Annotated in this window: 21 protein-coding genes and 1 pseudogene; 8 read left to right on the plus strand and 14 right to left on the minus strand. The window is 62.6% G+C overall.

Annotated elements, in window-relative coordinates; all coding sequences use genetic code 11:
- Positions 1-46: 46 nt before the first annotated feature.
- Positions 47-943, minus strand: coding sequence for a YsnF/AvaK domain-containing protein (locus tag BJ994_RS08410; RefSeq protein WP_167993286.1), 897 nt, complete (start codon positions 941-943; stop codon positions 47-49).
- Between the two features lie 232 nt (positions 944-1175).
- Between BJ994_RS08410 and BJ994_RS08415 the strand changes: the two genes are divergently transcribed.
- Positions 1176-1430: a hypothetical protein gene (locus tag BJ994_RS08415; RefSeq protein WP_167993288.1), complete on the plus strand. Its 255-nt coding sequence runs from the start codon at positions 1176-1178 to the stop codon at positions 1428-1430.
- A 25-nt stretch (positions 1431-1455) separates the two neighbouring features.
- Here the strand turns inward: BJ994_RS08415 and BJ994_RS08420 are convergent, their stop codons facing one another.
- Positions 1456-1815: a hypothetical protein gene (locus BJ994_RS08420; protein ID WP_167993290.1), complete on the minus strand. Its 360-nt coding sequence runs from the start codon at positions 1813-1815 to the stop codon at positions 1456-1458.
- Positions 1816-1836: 21 nt separating this feature from the next.
- Complete coding sequence (locus BJ994_RS08425) at positions 1837-2544, minus strand: GAF domain-containing protein (RefSeq protein ID WP_167993292.1); 708 nt, start codon at positions 2542-2544, stop codon at positions 1837-1839.
- Positions 2545-2803: 259 nt separating this feature from the next.
- On the opposite strand from BJ994_RS08425, the gene BJ994_RS08430 reads away from it, so the two are divergent.
- Complete coding sequence (locus BJ994_RS08430; RefSeq protein ID WP_167993294.1) at positions 2804-3541, plus strand: GAF and ANTAR domain-containing protein; 738 nt, start codon at positions 2804-2806, stop codon at positions 3539-3541.
- Positions 3542-3638: 97 nt separating this feature from the next.
- Entirely contained in the window at positions 3639-3971 is a 333-nt protein-coding gene (locus BJ994_RS08435) for a GNAT family N-acetyltransferase (RefSeq protein ID WP_167993296.1), read from the plus strand.
- Positions 3972-3980: 9 nt separating this feature from the next.
- Here BJ994_RS08435 and BJ994_RS08440 read toward each other — a convergent pair whose 3' ends face one another.
- Entirely contained in the window at positions 3981-6194 is a 2214-nt protein-coding gene (locus BJ994_RS08440) for an ATP-dependent DNA helicase RecG (RefSeq protein WP_167993298.1), read from the minus strand.
- Between the two features lie 176 nt (positions 6195-6370).
- Here BJ994_RS08440 and BJ994_RS08445 point away from each other — a divergent pair, with 176 nt between their 5' ends.
- Positions 6371-7207 carry an alpha/beta fold hydrolase gene (locus BJ994_RS08445; RefSeq protein ID WP_167993300.1) on the plus strand — a complete coding sequence of 279 codons (837 nt, stop codon included), beginning with the start codon at positions 6371-6373 and terminating at the stop codon, positions 7205-7207.
- 28 nt (positions 7208-7235) lie between these two features.
- On the opposite strand, the gene BJ994_RS08450 is transcribed toward BJ994_RS08445, so the two are convergent.
- The 5 genes and pseudogenes from BJ994_RS08450 to BJ994_RS08470 all read right to left on the minus strand — a co-directional run bounded on the left by BJ994_RS08450 (position 7236) and on the right by BJ994_RS08470 (position 10432).
- The gene (locus BJ994_RS08450) at positions 7236-7862 is read right to left on the minus strand and encodes a vitamin K epoxide reductase family protein (protein ID WP_167993302.1); all 627 of its coding nucleotides are present in this window, start codon (positions 7860-7862) and stop codon (positions 7236-7238) included.
- Positions 7863-7876: 14 nt separating this feature from the next.
- Complete coding sequence (locus BJ994_RS08455; RefSeq protein ID WP_209067945.1) at positions 7877-8527, minus strand: DsbA family protein; 651 nt, start codon at positions 8525-8527, stop codon at positions 7877-7879.
- A gap of 62 nt (positions 8528-8589) precedes the next feature.
- A pseudogene (locus BJ994_RS08460) lies at positions 8590-9284 on the minus strand (cation efflux transmembrane domain-containing protein).
- Positions 9281-9613, minus strand: a complete 333-nt coding sequence (locus tag BJ994_RS08465) for a metalloregulator ArsR/SmtB family transcription factor (RefSeq protein WP_167993306.1) — start codon at positions 9611-9613, stop codon at positions 9281-9283. The pseudogene BJ994_RS08460 and the gene BJ994_RS08465 overlap by 4 nt, the downstream one beginning before the upstream one ends.
- 27 nt (positions 9614-9640) lie before the next feature.
- Complete coding sequence (locus BJ994_RS08470; RefSeq protein WP_342450325.1) at positions 9641-10432, minus strand: ANTAR domain-containing protein; 792 nt, start codon at positions 10430-10432, stop codon at positions 9641-9643.
- A 189-nt stretch (positions 10433-10621) separates the two neighbouring features.
- On the opposite strand from BJ994_RS08470, the gene BJ994_RS08475 reads away from it, so the two are divergent.
- Complete coding sequence (locus BJ994_RS08475) at positions 10622-11086, plus strand: MarR family winged helix-turn-helix transcriptional regulator (protein ID WP_167993308.1); 465 nt, start codon at positions 10622-10624, stop codon at positions 11084-11086.
- 1 nt (position 11087) lies between these two features.
- On the opposite strand, the gene BJ994_RS08480 is transcribed toward BJ994_RS08475, so the two are convergent.
- Positions 11088-12287: an MFS transporter gene (locus BJ994_RS08480; RefSeq protein ID WP_167993310.1), complete on the minus strand. Its 1200-nt coding sequence runs from the start codon at positions 12285-12287 to the stop codon at positions 11088-11090.
- Between the two features lie 118 nt (positions 12288-12405).
- Here BJ994_RS08480 and BJ994_RS08485 point away from each other — a divergent pair, with 118 nt between their 5' ends.
- Positions 12406-12774 carry a VOC family protein gene (locus BJ994_RS08485; protein WP_167993312.1) on the plus strand — a complete coding sequence of 123 codons (369 nt, stop codon included), beginning with the start codon at positions 12406-12408 and terminating at the stop codon, positions 12772-12774.
- Here the strand turns inward: BJ994_RS08485 and BJ994_RS08490 are convergent.
- Together BJ994_RS08490 and BJ994_RS08495 are read right to left on the minus strand one after the other, a co-directional pair.
- On the minus strand, positions 12771-13862 hold the full coding sequence (locus BJ994_RS08490) for an IS630 family transposase (RefSeq protein ID WP_167993314.1): 1092 nt from the start codon (positions 13860-13862) through the stop codon (positions 12771-12773). The two genes, BJ994_RS08485 and BJ994_RS08490, sit on opposite strands and share 4 nt — an antisense overlap.
- Positions 13863-13961: 99 nt before the next feature.
- Positions 13962-15707 carry a hypothetical protein gene (locus tag BJ994_RS08495; protein ID WP_167993316.1) on the minus strand — a complete coding sequence of 582 codons (1746 nt, stop codon included), beginning with the start codon at positions 15705-15707 and terminating at the stop codon, positions 13962-13964.
- 178 nt (positions 15708-15885) lie between these two features.
- Between BJ994_RS08495 and BJ994_RS08500 the strand changes: the two genes are divergently transcribed.
- Entirely contained in the window at positions 15886-16194 is a 309-nt protein-coding gene (locus tag BJ994_RS08500; RefSeq protein ID WP_167993319.1) for a DUF732 domain-containing protein, read from the plus strand.
- 98 nt (positions 16195-16292) lie between these two features.
- Positions 16293-16442, plus strand: a complete 150-nt coding sequence (locus BJ994_RS08505; RefSeq protein WP_167993322.1) for a hypothetical protein — start codon at positions 16293-16295, stop codon at positions 16440-16442.
- Between the two features lie 21 nt (positions 16443-16463).
- Here BJ994_RS08505 and BJ994_RS08510 read toward each other — a convergent pair whose 3' ends face one another.
- Together BJ994_RS08510 and thiL are read right to left on the minus strand one after the other, a co-directional pair.
- The gene (locus BJ994_RS08510; protein ID WP_167993324.1) at positions 16464-17408 is read right to left on the minus strand and encodes a DAK2 domain-containing protein; all 945 of its coding nucleotides are present in this window, start codon (positions 17406-17408) and stop codon (positions 16464-16466) included.
- Positions 17409-17430: 22 nt separating this feature from the next.
- The gene (gene thiL / locus BJ994_RS08515) at positions 17431-18435 is read right to left on the minus strand and encodes a thiamine-phosphate kinase (RefSeq protein ID WP_167993327.1); all 1005 of its coding nucleotides are present in this window, start codon (positions 18433-18435) and stop codon (positions 17431-17433) included.
- Between the last annotated feature and the right edge of the window lie 249 nt (positions 18436-18684).

Consider the following 18684-nt stretch of genomic DNA (forward strand, 5'->3'; position numbering starts at 1 on the left):
GAAGTGCCTGCAGCAGCAATTTCTTCATGGCTGACATCGACTCCGATCAGAAACCGCGCTGACGGCGATCGGTTCCTTCTGTTTCGACCTCTTCCTTACGGACATCTTCAGAGACGGTCTCTTCATCCGTCACTGTTTCCTTGTCCAGACGAACCCTTTCCACCGGTACGGCTTCCTTCTCCACTACCGGACGTTCCTCGTGAAGGGTGACCTCATGCTCCTCTTCGCTGATGTCCGGGCCGTCATAGGCATCGCCGCGGTTGGCGTCCGTGATCGGCTCGCGCTCCACACGTACCTCCTCGCGCTGCACCGGCACAGTCTCGGTCACGTTCTCGGTTACAACGTACTTGCGAAGGCGCGCGCGCCCGGCTTCGCGGTCTTCGGTTCCCACACGGAGTCGCTCCTCGGAGCGGGTCATGGCGTCGTCGGTAGTGGGACCGGACGTGTCGTGGCCAACAGCGCGGTCACCCCGGTCCGCGTCGTATGGGTCGCGGTCGCGGTCGCCGACATCGGCAATTCCCGGACGGGAATCACCCATGTCATCGGAGCCGGTGGTGGTGCCTGCGTACGTGCCGTGGTCGGCAGCCGATCCGTCGTCGTACCCGTTACCCGTGCCGGTACCCGGCCGGGTCAGGGCGTAGTGACTATAGAGCTCTTCTTCCTCTGCTTCGCTGAGGTTCTGGTCCGGATCCACCTTCGGCGCATCCTTCACCTGATCCTTGGTGTAGGCAATACGGACGTCGTCGCCATCCATGTTTGCGCCCTGAAGCGGAGCAAATGACTCGGATGTACCGAAGAGGCCCGTGCGCACTGTCACCCAGCTGGGCTCACCCGTGTGGTCGTCGACGTAGACCTGCCCGGCGGATCCGATCTTGTTGCCGTCCTGGTCAACCACGTTTCCGTTGCCGTCGAGGATCCGGTCGATGTGTTCCTGCGTGATCATGTCGTCTCCTTGAAAGTTGATTGGCTCAAGGACTCCCCCGAAATGTCCCGGTGGATCAAGACTAGACACTGTAGACACCTAATTGGAAGCATGCTTATTAGTTTTTTATTTGGCTTGTGAACCGGTACCGGGTGTTGCGAGCCAGCTGCATGCAGCTACACTGGCGAAAGGTTCAGCAGCGAGCCACGAGATCTTTCCAACCTTGTGGGAGTGCACCTAAATGGACGCTCATGTGGACTCTGATTTCGAGCCCTACCTCCAATACTTGATCAGCGATGATGTTTACGCGGGCTTCGGCATGGAACCAACCGCGGATGACACCTTTCCAGTAGACCTCTCCGCAGTGCCGGAGTCCGAACTGGCGCAGATGTCTGACGCCCTCTTCGACGAACTCGACTCTGAGGCGCCCGACCTGCGGGCTATGGAGCGCTACGAAGCAATTTGCGACGAGCTGCGGCTGCGAGAGTTGAAATCAGGCGTAGCCTAATTCGCTAGGCGGCTGAAGTTCGGCTTCAGCCGTCGTGCTGCTCTCCCGCGCTCCCCTGCGTCCGAGAATCGCGTGTGGACTCGGCGCGCCTGTGGCGCTCCTCTGCAACGTCGTCGCAGTAGGGTGCGCGGGGCGGCGGAGCCAGTTCGTCGATCATCTCGTTGACTGCGTGCGCCAGGATGTCTCTCTGGAGCGGAGGCAACGAATAGGAAGCATGCAGGAAGGCTTCGATCTCGTACTCCCCTACCGTTCCGCCGATACTGAAGTAATACATCCAGACATCATTGATCGCCAGGCGTGAGTGGCGTACTGCTTTGCCGATAAGGCGCCGCTGGGTCTCCTCATTTCCAGCGTCGCTGTTCCCCTGTTGTGATCTGGAATTCATTGTGAGTACCTTATGCGCGCTTCACCGGGCGATCCGAGATGAGCGCTCCGCCACTGATCGGAGGGCCACGCCCTGTGTGCGCGATTGACGAATCATCTCTTCGGTAGCCGCCTCTTCGTCGAGGTTGAGCCGCTCCATGAGGATCCCCTTGCCCACACTGATGGCATTGCGGCTGCTCAGTGCTTGAACCAACGTCGCACTCAGTTTGGCTGGAAGCGCCGAGGTTTGCACATGTGAAAGGAGGATTGCGGACGGTTCGGCAAATCGCACAAGCGTCTGCACCGCATTCCGGTCGAAGGCGTCCGCATCTGCCGCGTACACCTTCAGTGCACCAAGCGGTTCAGCATTGTAAATCAAGGGGACACTCACAACCGACCGTACCGGCTCTGCATAAACCGACGCCGTCCATCGCGGCCAGCGTGTTTCCGCACCTAGATCGTTGATGATGACCGGCTGCCCGGAGGCCCACGCGGTGAGGCACGGGCCTTCGCCAGCTTCGTATTGCAAATTATCGAGCACCCTCACCAAAGAATCCGTACTACCCGCACTGGTTCTCCGCCCACGCGCATCGATGAGGGTTATGCCGGCGCCCAGCGAGCCGAGAAGCATCGCCTTCGCCGCAGCCGCCAGTTGGACGATTGCCCGGTCGACCGTCTCTTCAGTGAGGAGGAGGTTGCTCACGCGAGCCATGGTCAGCGACAACTCGTCGAGCGGGAGGTCAGATTTCACGGCTTGGCGCTCCCCACCTTTCTTTCGATCCGGCCAACCGCAACCGACGGACGCCGACGCAGTCGAACCGATGCGTTCAACCCTACTCTTCAATGCCCGGACAATCGACGGGAGCCCGCGACGCGGTAGAGTTAATGCACGGCCGGAACCGGTCGCAACACCAGCTTTTCGATCGTGAGCCTGAGTCTCACCTCGCCTGCGTGTGACGGCGTCCGGGGTGTTCCAGCACATTGCGGGGCGCAACGTGAATTGAGGCCGCATGGCCCATCAAGAGTCCCAGGAGCTTTTACCGGAAGGCCGGCTGGTCGATGCCGTGCTGGACAGCAAGGATGTCCACGACTTCCTCTCCGAGCTCGCCCTCTTCTCGGTCGAGCAGCTCGATGAGGACGGTGAGCTGCTCTGCGGGGTGACACTGCTGCGGCACAACCGCGCGGCAACAGTTGCCAGCAGCAATGAGCGTGGCCGGGCTGTGGACGAGATTCAGTACAGCTACGATGACGGCCCGTGCCTGCGCGCATCACGTGAACAGGAAATTATGTATGCCCCGGATCTCATTCATGAGTTGCGCTGGCCGGACTATGCGGCGGAAATTGTCCGCCAGGGCATGCGTTCCATCCTCGCCGTCCCATTCGACCTGATTGGAGATGCCAAGGCGGCGTTGAACCTGTACAGCGAATCGCCGGACAGGTTTAGTGAGGAAGCCATCCGGACGGCAAAAGCCCATGCGCTGCGCACGTCCCGGGCGCTCAGCCTGGCAGTCAAGGTTGCTGGCGATCGGGAGATCAATCACGATCTCAAGGCGGCGCTGGAATCCCGCACTGTTATTGATGTTGCAGTGGGGATACTGATGGGCCAGAACCGCTGCACCCAGCAGGACGCTTTCAAGCTTCTCCAGGATGCCTCCAGCCACCGCAACATCAAGCTGCGCGAGGTCGCGTCGGCAGTTGTTGCTTCTGCCAGCGGCTCCGCGGATGTAAAGACACATTTCGATAGTTAGATCGTCTAAGTAGATTGATCAGCAGGCTGTTCATCTTGTACAGTTGAACTCAGGTTCAGCAGGGAGCCATAGGAAGCATTTCCGAGGGGAACCCGCCATGAGAACCGCAGTACGCGACAATGCCCGGCTGAGCCGCTTTGAGCTGTATGTCGACGGCGATCATGCCGGCCATGTGCAATACGAATCCCGGAACGGGCAGATCTGGCTCCTTCACACGATGATTGACCGGCGGTTCAGGCACGCCCGGCTGGACACCTACCTGGTGGGAAATGTGCTGGAGAATCTGCACAAGCGCAGGCTCTCCGTCATGCCGTTCTGCCCTGTCGTCCGCAGCTACCTCGCAGGACACCGGGAGTTGACGGCACTCATCCCGGCTTCGGAGCGGTCCCGCTTCCGGCTCATTCCCGCAAGGACGCCCCGCGCCTACTAGCGGCGCGCCTCACCCCCGTTCGAGGAACGCTTCCTTCTCCTCGTTCAGGTAAAGATCCAGCGCTTCCTCCAACTCCGGGTGTTCCGTGAGCGCCGGATCCGCTTCGATCAGTTCCTGGGCGTCCTTCCGCGCCTTCTCGATCACGCTTGCATGCTGGATCACCTTCAGGAAACGCAGCGCTGAACGCCCACCGGACTGCGACGCACCGAGGATGTCACCCTCCCTCCGCAGTTCGAGGTCCTTCTGTGAGAGTTCGAATCCGTCGGTAGTGGAAGCAACGGCGTCCAGCCTCTCCCGACTGGGATGCTCCGGCTCAAGCCCGGTGACCAGGAGACACGTTCCCGGGTGGCCGCCACGCCCGATCCTCCCGCGCAGCTGGTGCAGCTGCGAAATGCCAAAGCGGTCGGCGTCAATGATGACCATCAGGGTTGCATTGGGTACGTCAACACCCACCTCGATCACCGTCGTGGAGACCAGCAGGCTCACGGCATTCTCATTGAAGCGCGCCATGGTTTCTGACTTCTCCGCCGGATCCAACCGGCCGTGGAGAACGCCTATGCTGACCCCGTCCATTGCGGGAACTTCCGTCAGCGATTCGAAGAGTTCGACGACGGATGTCAGCTGCTGCTTGTTCGCCGGCGGCCCTTCGTAGAGTTCGACGGCGTCCGGACTGTCACTGTCCGACTGCGCGTCGCCGATCTTCGGGCACACCACATACACCTGCCGCCCGGCGTCAATCTCTTCCCGCGCACGCGTCCACACCCGCGAAATCCAGCGCGGATTCTCGGAAAGCCCGACGACGTGGGTCGCGATGGGCGCCCGCCCTGCGGGAAGCTCGGTGAGAGTGGAGACGTCGAGGTCCCCGAATACTGTCATGGCGACAGTGCGGGGAATGGGCGTGGCCGTCATCACCAGTACGTGCGGTATAGCGGAGGCCTTGGCTCGAAGCGCATCACGCTGCTCCACACCGAAGCGGTGCTGTTCATCCACCACGATCAGCCCCAGGTCGAAGAACTGGACGTTCTCGGACAGCAGCGCGTGCGTTCCGATCACAATTCCGGCGTCCCCCGATGCGGCATCCAGCATTGCCTGACGCCGCTGGGCCGTGGACATGGAACCCGTCAGCAGTACCACCCTGGTTCCGTCCACGGCGCCGCCGAGCATGCCGCCCTCCGCGAGCGGGCCCAGGGTGCGGGTGATGGACTGGAAGTGCTGGGCGGCGAGGACTTCGGTGGGCGCCAGCAGTGCGGCCTGACCGCCGGCGTCAATCACCTGCAGCATCGCCCGCAGCGCCACCAGGGTTTTACCGGAACCCACTTCACCCTGCAGCAGACGGTTCATCGGGTGCGCCGCGGCGAGATCATTGGCCAACTGCTCCCCCACCACCAACTGACCGTCGGTGAGGGTGAACGGAAGTGCGGCGTCGAACTGCTCCAGCAGCCCGCCGGCGCGGGGCGGACGCGACGTCGCTTCCTCCGCGAGTGTCTGGACCCGGCGTCGTGCCAGTGCCGTCTGCAGGACCAGTGCCTCCTGGTAGCGGAAGCGGTGCTGTGCGCGGTAGGCATCCTCCACCTGCTTGGGGCGGTGAATCATCTCGTACGCCTGGGTGATGTTCATGAACTTGTCGCGGCGCGCGATCTCGAACGGTATGGGGTCATTCAGTTGCGAGTGGACCAGGCTGTCCAGCGCCTTGCCGATGGATTCCTGGATGGATTCGCTGGTGATCCCCTCGGAAGCAGGGTAGACGGGCGTCGGCTTGAGGAGCTCAAGGTCCGCCGCGCCGTCGTCGTGCAATAGGGAATAGCGCGGATTGGTCAGCGTGAGCTGCCCGCGGTAACTCCCGGTCTTGCCGGTGAAAGCCGCGCGAACCCCTGGGGTAAGCTCGCGTTTCGCGGTGTACCCGTTGAAAAAGGTGAGATGCATGGTGCCCAGGCGCCCGGCGTCGTCGTCCGTCACCACCACGTCCAGCAGCATGCCTTTCCGGGTGCGCATGCGGCGATCATTGGCTGACTGCACCCGGGCGATGAGCGTGACCTCCTCCCCTAACGGAAGCTCGCTCAGCGGGGTGGGCGCCCGGTGATCGAGGTACGCGCGCGGGAAATGGTTGAGGAGCTGGCCGACGGAGTGGATGCCCAGGGCGCTCCCAAGCTCCTTGACTCGCTGCTTGCCAATAACCTCCGGGTCCAGCGGGGAGGCAAGTTCGGCCGGACGTCTGTTCTCCATAACCCTTTCCTGGGGTCGAGTCAGCAAAGCCGCCCGTATGGGCGGACGATTCGAGCTTAGTCGAGGGCACCGACAATCCTCCGAGGCGATGCCTCCGAACCATAGGCAGCCTGCTTACTAAATACGTAGGGTGGGCGATGAAAGAGGCAGTGTACCCACGAAGAAAGGCGAGCGACATGACGGAAGTTACCGCACACCATGGTCTTTTCAAGGACACCAACCTGCACGTTGATGACACCGGCGGTTCGGGCCGTCCCGTTGTCCTGATCCACGGCTGGCCGCTGTCGGGCGAGTCCTGGAAGGAGCAGGTCAGTGCACTCCAGGGCGCCGGCTATCGCGTCATCAGCTACGACCGCCGCGGGTTCGGCCGCAGCGACAAGCCGATGACCGGCTACACCTATGACACCCTGACCGGGGATCTGCACGCGCTGCTAACGGAACTGGACCTGGATGATGTCACGGTGGTCGGGTTCTCGATGGGCGGTGGTGAGGTTGCCCGCTACTTCACCAAGTACGGCGCGGAGCGGCTGCGCAGCGTTGTCTTCGCCTCGGCGGTACCACCCTTCATGATGCAGACGGATGACAATCCCGAGGGCCCACTGCCCAAGTCGGAGGCCGCGAAAATGGGCGCCGAGCTGACCAAGGACGAGGACGCGTTCTACGACCAGTTCACCACCGAGTTCTTCTCCGTCAACGGCGAGCTGAAGGTCACTGAGCAGCAGCGGCAGGAGGCCATCACCCTGTGCAAGCAGGCAGACAAGAAGGCGGCGCTGGCCTGCATGACCGCGTTCGGGTCAACCGACTTCCGGGATGATCTGCCGAACGTCAGCGTGCCCGCGCTGGTTCTTCATGGCGACGGCGATGCCACAGTTCCGTTCGAGGGTTCCGGGCAGCGCACCCACGCTGCGCTGACGAACAGCGAGCTCTACGTGATCGCGGGCGCCCCGCACGGCTGCAACGTGAGCCACGCCGATGAGTGGAACCGTGTGCTGATCGACTTCCTGGCCAAGTAGAGGTTTCGCTGACGCTTCCTTCCTGTCCTCACCCGGTGAAGACAGGAAGGAAGCTGAAGAACACGGAGGCAGCGGTACCCACCCAGAGCAGGACCACTATGGCCCACGCCCATTCGGTGAGGAAGCGGACAAGGCCACGCGGAGCGGGTAGAACGCCGCGGTCAAGATTGCGGATGGTAAGCAGGACTAACAGCGGGATCATCGCCGCCCAGACAACCATGCAGTAGATGCACAGAATGTGGATGTCGAAGAGGGCCTGGCTCCAGAGCCAGACGACGAACACAAAGCCCGCTGTGACCCCGGCCTGCAGACCGAGCCAGTACCAACGGGCCAGCCGGGCCCCGGCGAGGAGGGCCGCCGTCGTCGTAATGATGACCGCGAAGGCCACGATGCCGATCAGCGGGTTGGGGAAGCCGAAGAGCGAGGCCTGCCAGGTCTGGAACACCCGCCCACAGGAGACCCACGGATTGACGTCGCAGCTGGTGACGTGGCCGGAATCCTCGTACACGGCAAGGCGTTCGAGCACCAGGATGGCCGACGCTATCCACCCCACCGTGCCGGTTATCAGGAGGATGAAGGCCAGCGGCCGGTCCTGCAGGAAACCGCCCTGTTCTGTGCTCGAACCGGAGTCGGCGGCCGCCAAGGGTCTATGCATCGGTGGATTCCTTTTCAGCTGCTGATCGCGGCTTCGATGAGCTGCCGGAATTCCTCCTGGGTGGCGGGCTCGATCAGTTCGCCATCGAGGAAGAAGGTGGGTGTCCCGCTGACGCCCAGACCAGTTCCGTCCATCTTGTCGAGCATAACGCGCGCCTGGGTTGCCGGGTCCGCCACCGCAGTATCGTAGGCTTCCATGTCCAGCCCCAGGCTGTCGGCATAGCTGCGGAAGGTAGGGGCCTGGGGCTGGTCGCTGTGGGACCACTCGGTTTGGGTCTCGAACATCCGCTGGTACATGGCTTCAAACTCACCCTGCTGGGCGGCTGCCTCCACGGCCACGGCCGCTGTCATCGAGTTCGGGTGCCCGGGCAGGGGGAAATAGCGGCTCACGAAGCTCACCTGATCGCCATACTCCGCCCTGAGTTCTTCCACGAAGGGGTAGACCGCGCCGCAGGACTCGCATTCGAAGTCCAGGAACTCGACCAGCACCGCCTTTTCGTCCTCGGGCGAGGAGAGTCTGTGGCTGTTCTCGCGGAGCACCTGCGCGGATGCGGCGAGGTCTTCCCGTTCCGTGGCGTCATTCGCGTTTGAGGCAACGAAGAAGCCGACAAGGGCCAGTGCGGAGAGAAGAAGGAAGCCGAGGGCAATCTTGTTGGGCAGCGTCATGGCGCGCCGGGAGGATGACATTTACCGATCTTTCACTTGCGGACAGGAATAGGGGGAACGTGTCAGTCGCAGCAGGAGCAGCCGCTGGAGTCCGCCGTGGCCTCGGTCTCGTGCTTCGCGAGGGGGTTTGCGCAGCAGGCATCACCCTCCACGCCTCTCGGCCCTCCTTGATGGCCCAACCGGCGATGACCAGTGCGGCGATCGGATCTGCCCAGGACCAGCCGAGGAGGCTGTTGAGGAGGAGTCCAACCAGGAGGACCCCGGAGAGGTAGGAGCACAGCAGGGTCTGCTTGGAGTCTGCAACCGCCGACTTCGACCCCAGCTCGCGGCCCGCCCGCCGTTGGAGGTAGGACAGCAGCGGCATCACGGCAAGGCTCACGGCGGCGAGCACAATGCCGACGGCGGAGTGGCTGGCTTCAGCGCCTGTGATCAGTGCACGCACGGCGTCGAACCCGACGAACAGTGCGAGGCCGAAGAAGGAGAACGCGATGAAGCGCAGAGCGGTTTTCTCCCTCGCCTGGGGATCCCTGGCGGAGAACTGCCAGGCGACCGCGGCGGCGGAAGTCACCTCAATGACCGAATCCAGGCCGAAAGCAATCAGCGCACTCGAGGAGGCCACCGTTCCGGCGGCGATGGCCACGATTGCTTCAACGATGTTGTAGGTGATGGTCGCGGCGACGAAGATTCGGATGCGCCGGGACAGCACCCCGCGGCGCTCCGAGGTCAGCGGTGCGCGGCTGGAGGTGAGGGAGCTCATCCGCAGCAGCCCTCTTCCCCCGAGGCACTGCAGCACTCGGGCGCCGCTACTGCCACAACGCCCAGGAGGTCTGTCAGCGCGTGCCCCAGTTTCGGATCAGCCAGCTCATAGCGTGCCCGCCGCCCCTCCGGAACCGACACCACCAGGCCACAGCCGCGCAGGCAGGACAGGTGGTTGGAAAGGCTCTGGCGACTCACGCCAAGGAGCTCAGCGAGGTCGCTTGGATACGCAGGGGCGTCCCGCAGGGCCAACAGAATGCTTGCCCGCGTCGGGTCTGAAACCGCGTACCCGAAACGGGCGAGGACAGACGAATGAACCAGTGTTTCCACGCCACCCATAGTACAGCAAATTGTGTACTATTCTTCGAAGTGGGTCTCCGGCGTCGTGCCTGAGATCTTCTCCACCATCTCGGCAGCGAGCACGCGCAGCTTCACGTTCCGTGTGGTCGAGGCACGCTGGAGAATCGAGAAGGCCTCCTCCTGGCTGCACCGGTTCTGTGCCATGACAATGCCGACCGCCACATCAATGTCGGTTCGCGATTCCATGGCGCGTCCGCGGTTCTGGGCCTCTTCGCTGTACTGGGCCATCCGCAAGGCCAGCTGCAGCCCCTTGGACGCCTGGCGGGCGTAGCTTTGAGCGAAGGTGACGGCGCCGTGGTCGAACGCGTTCTTCTCATAGGAATAGAGGTTCAGGGCCGCGTTGGCACCAGGGCCGACGGTGAAGGGCGCGGAGAGGATGGACCGCATACCGTGCTGGGCGACGGCCTCAGCATACTCGGGCCAGCGTCCGTCAGTCTGAAAGTCGCTCACGACAATGGTGCGCTGCTCCTCTGCCGCGGTCAGGCACGGGCCCTCCTGGTAGGCGTACTGAAGTTCGTCCATCGCCTTGGCTTCCGGACTGTTGCAGGCAACAGTGGCAGCACGACGACGACGGCGGAGCGTGATCCCGCACAGCACGTCTTCGCCCAGGTGGCTCACGCTGCGCGCTGACAGGACAGCCAGTTCGTTCAGGAATTCCTGCATGTCGGAGGTCGCGAGGATGATGTCCTGCAACTCCTCCAGGAGTGACCGCTCTTCCTGCTGAGCCGCGTCGGTGGACTCCAGTTCCGTGGTGTCCGGTTCGGTTTCGAAGGATACAGATTCCCCCACAACCTCCGCCTTTCGATGGTACAAACATCAACTTTCTTCGCATAGGATACTTCACTAAGCGCCCTTCCTATCTATGCGAACGTCCGCTTCGGTTGCCTGGGTGCCTGAGCCGGTGTCGTACCACCGGTTTTCGTTTGTGCGTGCTGCATTTCGTGTCGATCAGCGCGCCTGGGGCTGGAAGGTCATGACATGGATACTGCACACTGGTCCACGAGCCGCTTGCTGAGCACCGCCGCGCGGCTGAATGAGAACCGCGACAATGAGCGGCTCCGCAGCCTGGGCGTCACCCACTCCGGGGTCACCATCCTGAAGGTTCTCGCATCGATGGAGACCATAAGCCAGGTGGAATTGGCTGAGGTTGTGAGGGTCCAGGCGCAGACGATCGGCAAGTCGTTGGAGCGGCTGGAAAACCGGGACCTTGTGCGCAGGTGCAAGAGCGAGATTGACCGGCGGGTGACGTACGTGTCGATCACCGCTTCCGGTCGTGAGGTTCTGGGAGCGGTTCAGCGCGGCGTTGGCGCTCCGGTGGGTGGCGACAGGCTCGCCGAAGAGGAACTGCGCAGGGCGCTGGTGAACGTCATCAACTCCACCCGCGACGGCCTGCTGGTCAGCGCCATGGCCGCGAACGAGCCGGACCTCGCCGAGATCGCCTGAGCTACGCGCCGATCACCCGGTTGCGTCCGGCAAGCCAGGCCGCTACGCAGAGGGCGATCATGATCACCGCCGTGGTCAGCAGCGGCAGCGTCCAGTCGCCGCTGAGGTCGCGCAGCGCGCCGAACAACACCGGCCCGGCAGCGCCGAGTCCGTAACCCACTGACTGCGCCATGCCGGAGAGCGCCGCCGCCTGCGGGTAGTTCACCGTGCGGAGGCTGAACAGCGAGAGTGCGATGACGATCAAGAACCCACACCCCACGGCGCCCGCGAGCACCCAGAGGAGCGTCAGGGCCGGTGCAAGGGCAAGCCCGGCGAAGGTCACGAAGGTGAGCGCGCTGGTGACGACGGCGATTAACCGCTGGTCCGAGCCACGGTGCAGGAGGGCGCCGGCTCCGAGGCTGGCGAAGACACTGACCAGCAGGAAGACCGAGAGGTGCACTCCGGCCGTGGCCGCGGAGACCCCGCGGCTCTGTTCGATGGTGGGCAGCCACGCCATCAGCACGTAGAACGCGATGGACTGCAGGCCCATGAACAGGGTGACCTGCCAGCCGAGCGCGGATTTCCACGGCGACCGGTATGCGGCCTCTCCCTGCCGCTGCGCCGGGCGATTCGCGGCATGCCGTCGCAGCCAGGGCAACAGGACCGCCAGGGCGATGAGCGCCAGGCCCGCCCAGATTCCCAGCGCCAGCCGCCATCCCGCCGGCGAGGTTTGCGCCACGGGTACGACGACGGCGGCCCCCAGAGCCGCGAAGGCCGCCTGGGTGGCGGTGTAGCTGCCAGTGACCTGGCTGACCCGGTTGGGGAAGTCGCGTTTCACGAGGGAGGGCACTAGGACGTTGAGGAATGCGATGGCCGTGCCGATCAGCGCGGTGCCTACCCAGATGAGCCCGGGGATGGGCAGGGACCGGAGAATGATGCCCGCGGCCAGGATCAGCAGCGAGAACCACAGCGCGCGGTCGAGGCCAACGCGGGAGGCGAAGGCCGGCGCAACCGGAGAGAAGACGGCGAAGGCGATCAGCGGCAGCCCGGTAAGGAACCCCGCGGCAGCGCTGGTGAGCTCCAGGTCGCTGCTGATGTTGTCCAGCACCGGGCCCACGCTGACGAAGGAGACGCGCAGGTTGACCGCGATGAGCAGGACGCCGATGAAGGCGAAGCCGAACCTCGCGGTTCGTGTCGATGCCGCCCTGGTATCCGTATCCATCCCTGCCTTCCGATCAGCGCTCAACAGAGACTATCCCACCGCGATTCGTACCGTCCGTCCGGGAGAAATCCGGCGACAGGAGGTTCCCGTGTGCACTGGGTCGTGGAACGATGACGTAATGAAGATCACCCGACAAATCACTGTTTTCGATGCAGCGGATATGGACGCCGAGAGCGCCTTTTGGGCAGGCCTCCTCGATGGCACGGTGGAAGCTGACGATGACTGGCATTCCATCTGGATCAATGGGGAAAAACGGTACGCGGTGCAGTTGGCTCCGGATCATGTGGCGCCGGAGTGGCCGGCCGGCACTCCGCAGCAACTGCATGTGGACCTTCACGTGGACGATTTCCAGGCGGCACACGAGAAGGCGATGTCACTGGGCGCGCGTCTGCTGCAGCCGGCGGAGAACCTTTCGGCGCCGGAGGGTTTCCAGGTCTATGCCGATCCCGCAGGGCACCCGTTTTGCCTCTGCTGGGAGACAAGCTAGTGTCCTGCGCCGGTAGTTCGTTGCATTAGTCGGGATAGGGATTCCAGGATCTCATCGGCGGTCTTGGTCCACACGTAGGGTTGCGGGTCCTCGTTCCAGGCTTTTACCCATTCCCTGAGGTCTTTTTCCAATGCCTGCACGCTGCGGTGATCGCTGCGTTGGAGTAGGTCCCGGGTGACTTCGGCAAACAGCCTCTCGACCTGGTTGATCCATGACGAATATGTCGGAGTGAAATGGATATGGAACCGGGGCTGCTTGTCGAGCCAGGTCTTGACCGTCGGGTGTTTATGCGTGCCGTAATTGTCGCAGATGACGTGAATATCGAGATGGTCGGGGACTTCCTTGTCGATCTTGGTCAGGAACTTCCGGAACTCGATCGCCCGATGCTTCCGATGCGTCGAGGCAATCACGGTCCCATCAGCGACGTTCAGAGCCGCGAAGAGACTCGTGGTGCCGTGGCGGGCGTAGTCGTGGGTGCGTCTCTCTAGCATGCCCGGCATCATCGGAAACGCTGGCTGCGATCGGGAGAGTGCTTGGACCTGGGACTTCTCATCGACGCTGAGCACGACTGCCGACTCGGGCGGGTTGAGGTAGAGACCCACGATGTCATAGACCTTCTCCACAAACATAGGATCGTTGGAGAGCTTGAACCCATCAGCCCGGTGTGGTTTGAGGTCGAAGGCCTTCCAGATTCTCCCGATCGTCGATTTCGACAGTCCACTGCGTTCGGCCATCTTCGCTCGTGACCAATGCGTGGCGTTCTTCGGCGTGTGTTCCAGGGTAGACACCACGACGTCTTCGACCTGGTTGGCCGTGATCGTCGCGGGCCGCCCGGGGCGAGGTTCGTCAACGAGCCCATCCAACCGGTGCTCGATGAAACGCGAGCGCCATTTCGCGACCGTGGGCGAGGTGACCCCGAGCGCGGCAGCAGCATCCTTATTCGTCTTTCCCTCACTGCAGGACAGGACAATACGCGAGCGCAAAGCCAGCGCTTGTGATGATTTGGCACGACGGGCCCACCGGGTCAGGATCTGGCGTTCATCATCAGTCAGTGTCAGTTCGGCTTTGGGGCGACCGGTTCGTGGCATACCCCAATTCTACAACTTATTGAACGAATTTACGGCGCAGGACACTAGGAACGCAGAGCCCCCGAACGAGCGGAGCGAGTTCGGGGGCTCTGCGACACGCTAGAAGGTGAAGGTGAAGACGGTTGCCGTTCCGGCGGTGATCGGGAGGGTGACCTCGGTGGTGCCTGGTTCGAAGTCGGGGATGGAGGGCCGTTCCGGGGCTGGGATGGGTGGTGCTGGTTGTCCATCGATGCGTGTCTCGTTGTGCGCTCCGTAGGACGGCCCGGTCATCTGCGTCATGACACCGGTGCGGGCGCCTTCGGGCAGGGTGATTGTCACGTCGGTGGGAGCAGCTGTCTGGGGGTTGTTCTGGTTCACGAGGATCACACTCATGCTGCCGTCCTCATGCCTGACGGCGTAGCTGTAGGCCAGCCCACCGCCCTGCTGTGAGGATTCGAGGAACCAGCCGGTGGGCAGATCGGCCACGAGTGATTGGCCGTACCAGTTGGCCCGTTCGTGGAACGTGCCATCGGGTTCCAAGTACTCGCCGCCGGTGCAGATGGAGGACATCGGCGGTCCGCCCTGGCAGGTAATCAGGGAGCTGTGGAAACTCAGCCGGGGAATCCCGAGTTCTGCTGCGCTGAGGGCGTAGTCAACGGTCCACAGTGCCGAGGCGTGGGTTTCGGTGGTCTCGTTGGACCCGGGGCAGGCAGAGATGCCGGTCTCCGGGATCCACGTATTCAACCCGGCCGCATTCGCCGGTGCCATTGCCTGCAACCGGTAATCCTGGGCACGTTCATGGATCGGCGCGGCCATCAGGTTCTCCATGATCGGCTCACCCAACGGATCCTGGGCGCCGTCGCACTGGGACAGCGGGTAATGGTGAAAGGACAGAATCTTCTCCTGCGGGATCTCAGCCTGGGCGAAGGGCTCCCACCAGGACTCCGAGTATGTTCCCGGTCCAACGATCGCGACGTCGGGCGCGACGGCGTACATCGCCTCCGCGTACTGCTTCAACTCGGCCAGGTAGTCCTCGATCCACCAGTCATCCGGACGCAGACCGGTCTTCGGATAACCATTGGGCTCATTGCCCACGGTGATACCCACCAGGCGGTCACCGAAGATGTTCGAGGCGTGCTTGGCCATGTCCGCGGCACGGGCAGGATCGAAGTGCGCAAGGTCCACGGTCAGGCTGATGGTGGCATCCGCTGCGACCAGCAGGGTGTTGATGCGCTCCAGGTCCGCCGGTCCCGCAGCCCGCACCGGATGCGCTTTATCGCCCTCCAGCCCGGCAGGAAGCGGCTCCCCGGACGAGGTCCAGAAGAAGCGACGGTCAACAGCATTGCCACCGAAGCGCAGCATCGGCTGCCCCAACCCCTGCAAACTCGTAACTATCTCAGGGTTATCCCCGGAGAGCTGAGGATTAGCAAGATCCGTTGCCTCCAAAGAAATACCAACAAGACCCGTTGGAAGAACCGTGCCCGTCTGCTCATCACTGACCGACACACTCATCGGCTCCACAACCTCCAACGGCGAACCCGCAGGCGGACCCGCCTGCTCATAAAACACCGTCGGCGCAGCCGGCAACGGCTCGGAAGACGCCTCCGACGGTGAGGGTTCGGAAGTTGGGGCGGAAGGAGCTCCGGAGACGGGCGGCGGAGGCGTACCAACACTTGGACTAGTTTCTGACACGCCGTCATTCGCGAGTACAGAAACGCCTACAAACGCACCGGCCACGAGCGCGAGTGCTGCAGCCGAACCGCCGATAATCATTCGAGGACTTGGACGCTTGCGGTCTTGATGGGGCGCTCTGGCGCCCTCGGCAGGCGGCACGTTGTTGTTGGGTTCAGTGGGTGGGTGAGACATTTTTCTCCAAAGCTTGGCTGAATTCAGCGTCGTTCCAGACTAACCTCCCCGCTGTTCGTCCACTACATCGACTCCGCCTCTTTGAAGGCGCCATTGTTGGTGAGGTTCTTGCCTGCAAGTTTGTTGTTGGGGTTGGTGCCTGCAAGGCTATTGAAACCAACCGATTGAAGGAGCATAGGTGTCGAAAGTTAACCGTATGTTTGCTGTCGTCATCACTGCAGTTCTAGCCACGGGCTGCTCCGCAACCGCAAGCAAGCCGGACCCCTCAGCATTCTTGACGGCAGTTCGAGCTGAAGCCCCGGACGCAGAGTTTTTGACCGACGAGCAGATTCTTGTGGTCGGCGAGGACGTGTGTTCGCAGCTCGTCGAAGGGAAGACAATTGAGGATTTTGAGAACTCCGAGCCAGGAGTAACAGACGAAACCCGCGAACGCATTGCAATTATGCAGCGAGCGGCAGCGGAGCATTTATGTCCCAGCGCCACGTAGCGACGCGCTGAGGTTCTACAGGGTGCTTACAAGATTTTCCAAGGTGGGGGCGTTACCTTTCTGTAACTAGGTAGAAACGGCAGAAAGGGTCGCAGATCATGGTTAGTAATCACGAGCTGGTACACGCTGGTAGTCGGTCCTTGGTCGCGGTGGCGAGTGCGCTCGGCGTTCTTGCCGCTCTGAAGGCAGGCTCAGCGCTCAAGGATGCCGTAATGGTTCTCTCCACGATGGATGAAGCAGCCTACTAATCAACCGCCTAAGACGATTGATTAGGCGCCGTCCTGGGCGACAACGGCGCCTGCGCCCGCTAGTTCGGTCACCGAGATGTGGCTGGGCTGGCCGGCTTCTTCGATTAGCTTGAGTGCAGGCTCGGCTTCGGGGACGTGGACGTGGACGCGCCAGCGGTAGCCTTCCTCAACTTCGGTGACGGCGCTCATGATCACTGAGTCCCCCACTTCGTCGAGGTGGAGGCGGAGGGTTGCGGCGTCGAGGGGGCTGAGGTTTATGGTGCACATCACCTCAACGCCTTCTGCTGGCATGCCGTTGTGGATGTGTGGTGCCTGCACATCGTACCCGTGGAGGCCGTCAAGCAGCTCGTCCTGCAGTTCCTCGCCGAGCGAGGCAGCGCGGAGTGCGTCCATGATGAGCAGGAAGCCTACTCCCCCGGCGTCGACCACTTGTGCTTCGGTGAGGGCGCCCAGCTGACTTTCGGTGTGGATAACGGCTTCGAGGGCGGCTTCGACGGCGCCTTGCAGCGTCATGGCGAGGGCGTGGTTGCTGTCATCGCCATTGTGCGCCTGGTCAACGGTCGCGGCGCCGAGCGCTGCAGCTTCGAGGACGGAGAGCATGGTGCCGGGGACGGGGTCACTGAGGGCGGACCAGCTGCGGATCTGCGCGCGGTTGAGTGCGGCCGCAAGGAGCGGGCCGGAGAGGCGCTGTGCACCGTGAAGTGGTTCGGAGATTGCAGCGAGGAATACCGCGAAGAGGGTTCCGGAGTTGCCGCGGGCGTCTTCCATGGCAGCCTGACCGGCAATCTTCAGGAGATCACCCAGGTCATGGGTCTCAAGATCGTGTACAGCCTGCGCGGCAGCGCGGACAGTGAGGTACAGGTTGGTGCCGGTATCACCGTCGGCTACGGGAAAAATGTTGATGGCGTTCAGCCGGTCACTGTGGTTGCCGAGGGACTCTTCCGCTTTGCTTAACCATCGCTTCATCGCTGTCGCGTTCGCGGTGATTTTAGTCTGCAAAGTGATCCCATCCCACGTTGGCTGGCGACTGCGACCCGATGGTCACTCCTTTGGACCCGGCCTTTACCGAGCCTACCGCAGTGAAGCCGGGCAGGGGCATAACGATCGGGTTAACGGTGGCCAGCAGACCGTGATCCTCGCCCCCTCCCAGCACCCATTCCATGGGATCTATTCCAAGCAGATCGGCGGCGGAGCGGAGTGGTTCCGCAAGGCTGCTAAGCACCTCGGGATCGAAGTCGATCCGCACACCGCTGGCGGAAGCGAGCCGTTGTGCGTCTTTCACCAGGCCGTCCGAGATGTCCAGCATCGCTGTGGAACCGGCCTCCGCGGCGGCCGGGCCAGCGGCCAGCGGCGGCAGCGGACAGCATTGGTTTTGCACAAGATTCAAGTGTTCTGCTTGAAGCGAACTGTACTCATGGGTGGACTCGAGCAGTGCAAGCCCAGCGGCAGCGCGCCCCACGGTTCCTGCCAGTACGACGACGTCGCCGGGTTGCGCCCCAGAGCGCAGGACGGGTTTGCGACCCTCAAGGGACCCGGTGACAGCGGCGGTCACCGCAATCTGTGCGCCGGCTCCGATGTCTCCCCCGATGACCGAACACCCGTCTGCGCCGAGCTGACGGATGGCGGCGTTGAGTCCATCCGCGAGGTCTTCGACCCACTGCACATCGGTGCTGCCAGGAAGGGTGAGACTGACGGCAAGCGAGGTTGCCCTACCACCCATGGCATTGATGTCGCTGAGGTTCTGCGCCGCAGCTTTCCATCCGACGTCGAAACCTGTGGTGTGGTAGCCGCTGGGCCACTGGAGCCGGAAGTCCATGTCCTGCACTTGGGTATCAATGGAAACTACAACCCTGCCGTCCGCCACGGCGAGCACCGCGGCGTCATCACCTGGACCGACGACGACGCACTCCTGCCAGGGAATCCCGGTGCGAAGGCGCGGGAAGATGCGTTCGAGCAGGTCAGACTCGCTCAATTGGGCGACTGTGAGTGGCATGGTTCCACGGTACTGGGCACGGGTGATATTGCGGTGTTCGCTGTGGATAGCACGCGCCACATATATCAGCCTGCGCACTATAGTGGTACAGAATCTGTTGACGGCGGGAATTATGGAGGTGCAGGGGCTTGGTCGATCACGAGTCGCACCTACCAGCAGCACGACATTTGAAAGTAGCGGTTGGAAAGAGACGCGAAGCAGCTCCCAAAGGGCGGCGACAGCCCGAGTCTCCTCCCATATCTGAGGAAC

Origin of the sequence: Arthrobacter pigmenti (assembly GCF_011927905.1) — a bacterium.
Taxonomy (GTDB): domain Bacteria; phylum Actinomycetota; class Actinomycetes; order Actinomycetales; family Micrococcaceae; genus Arthrobacter_D; species Arthrobacter_D pigmenti.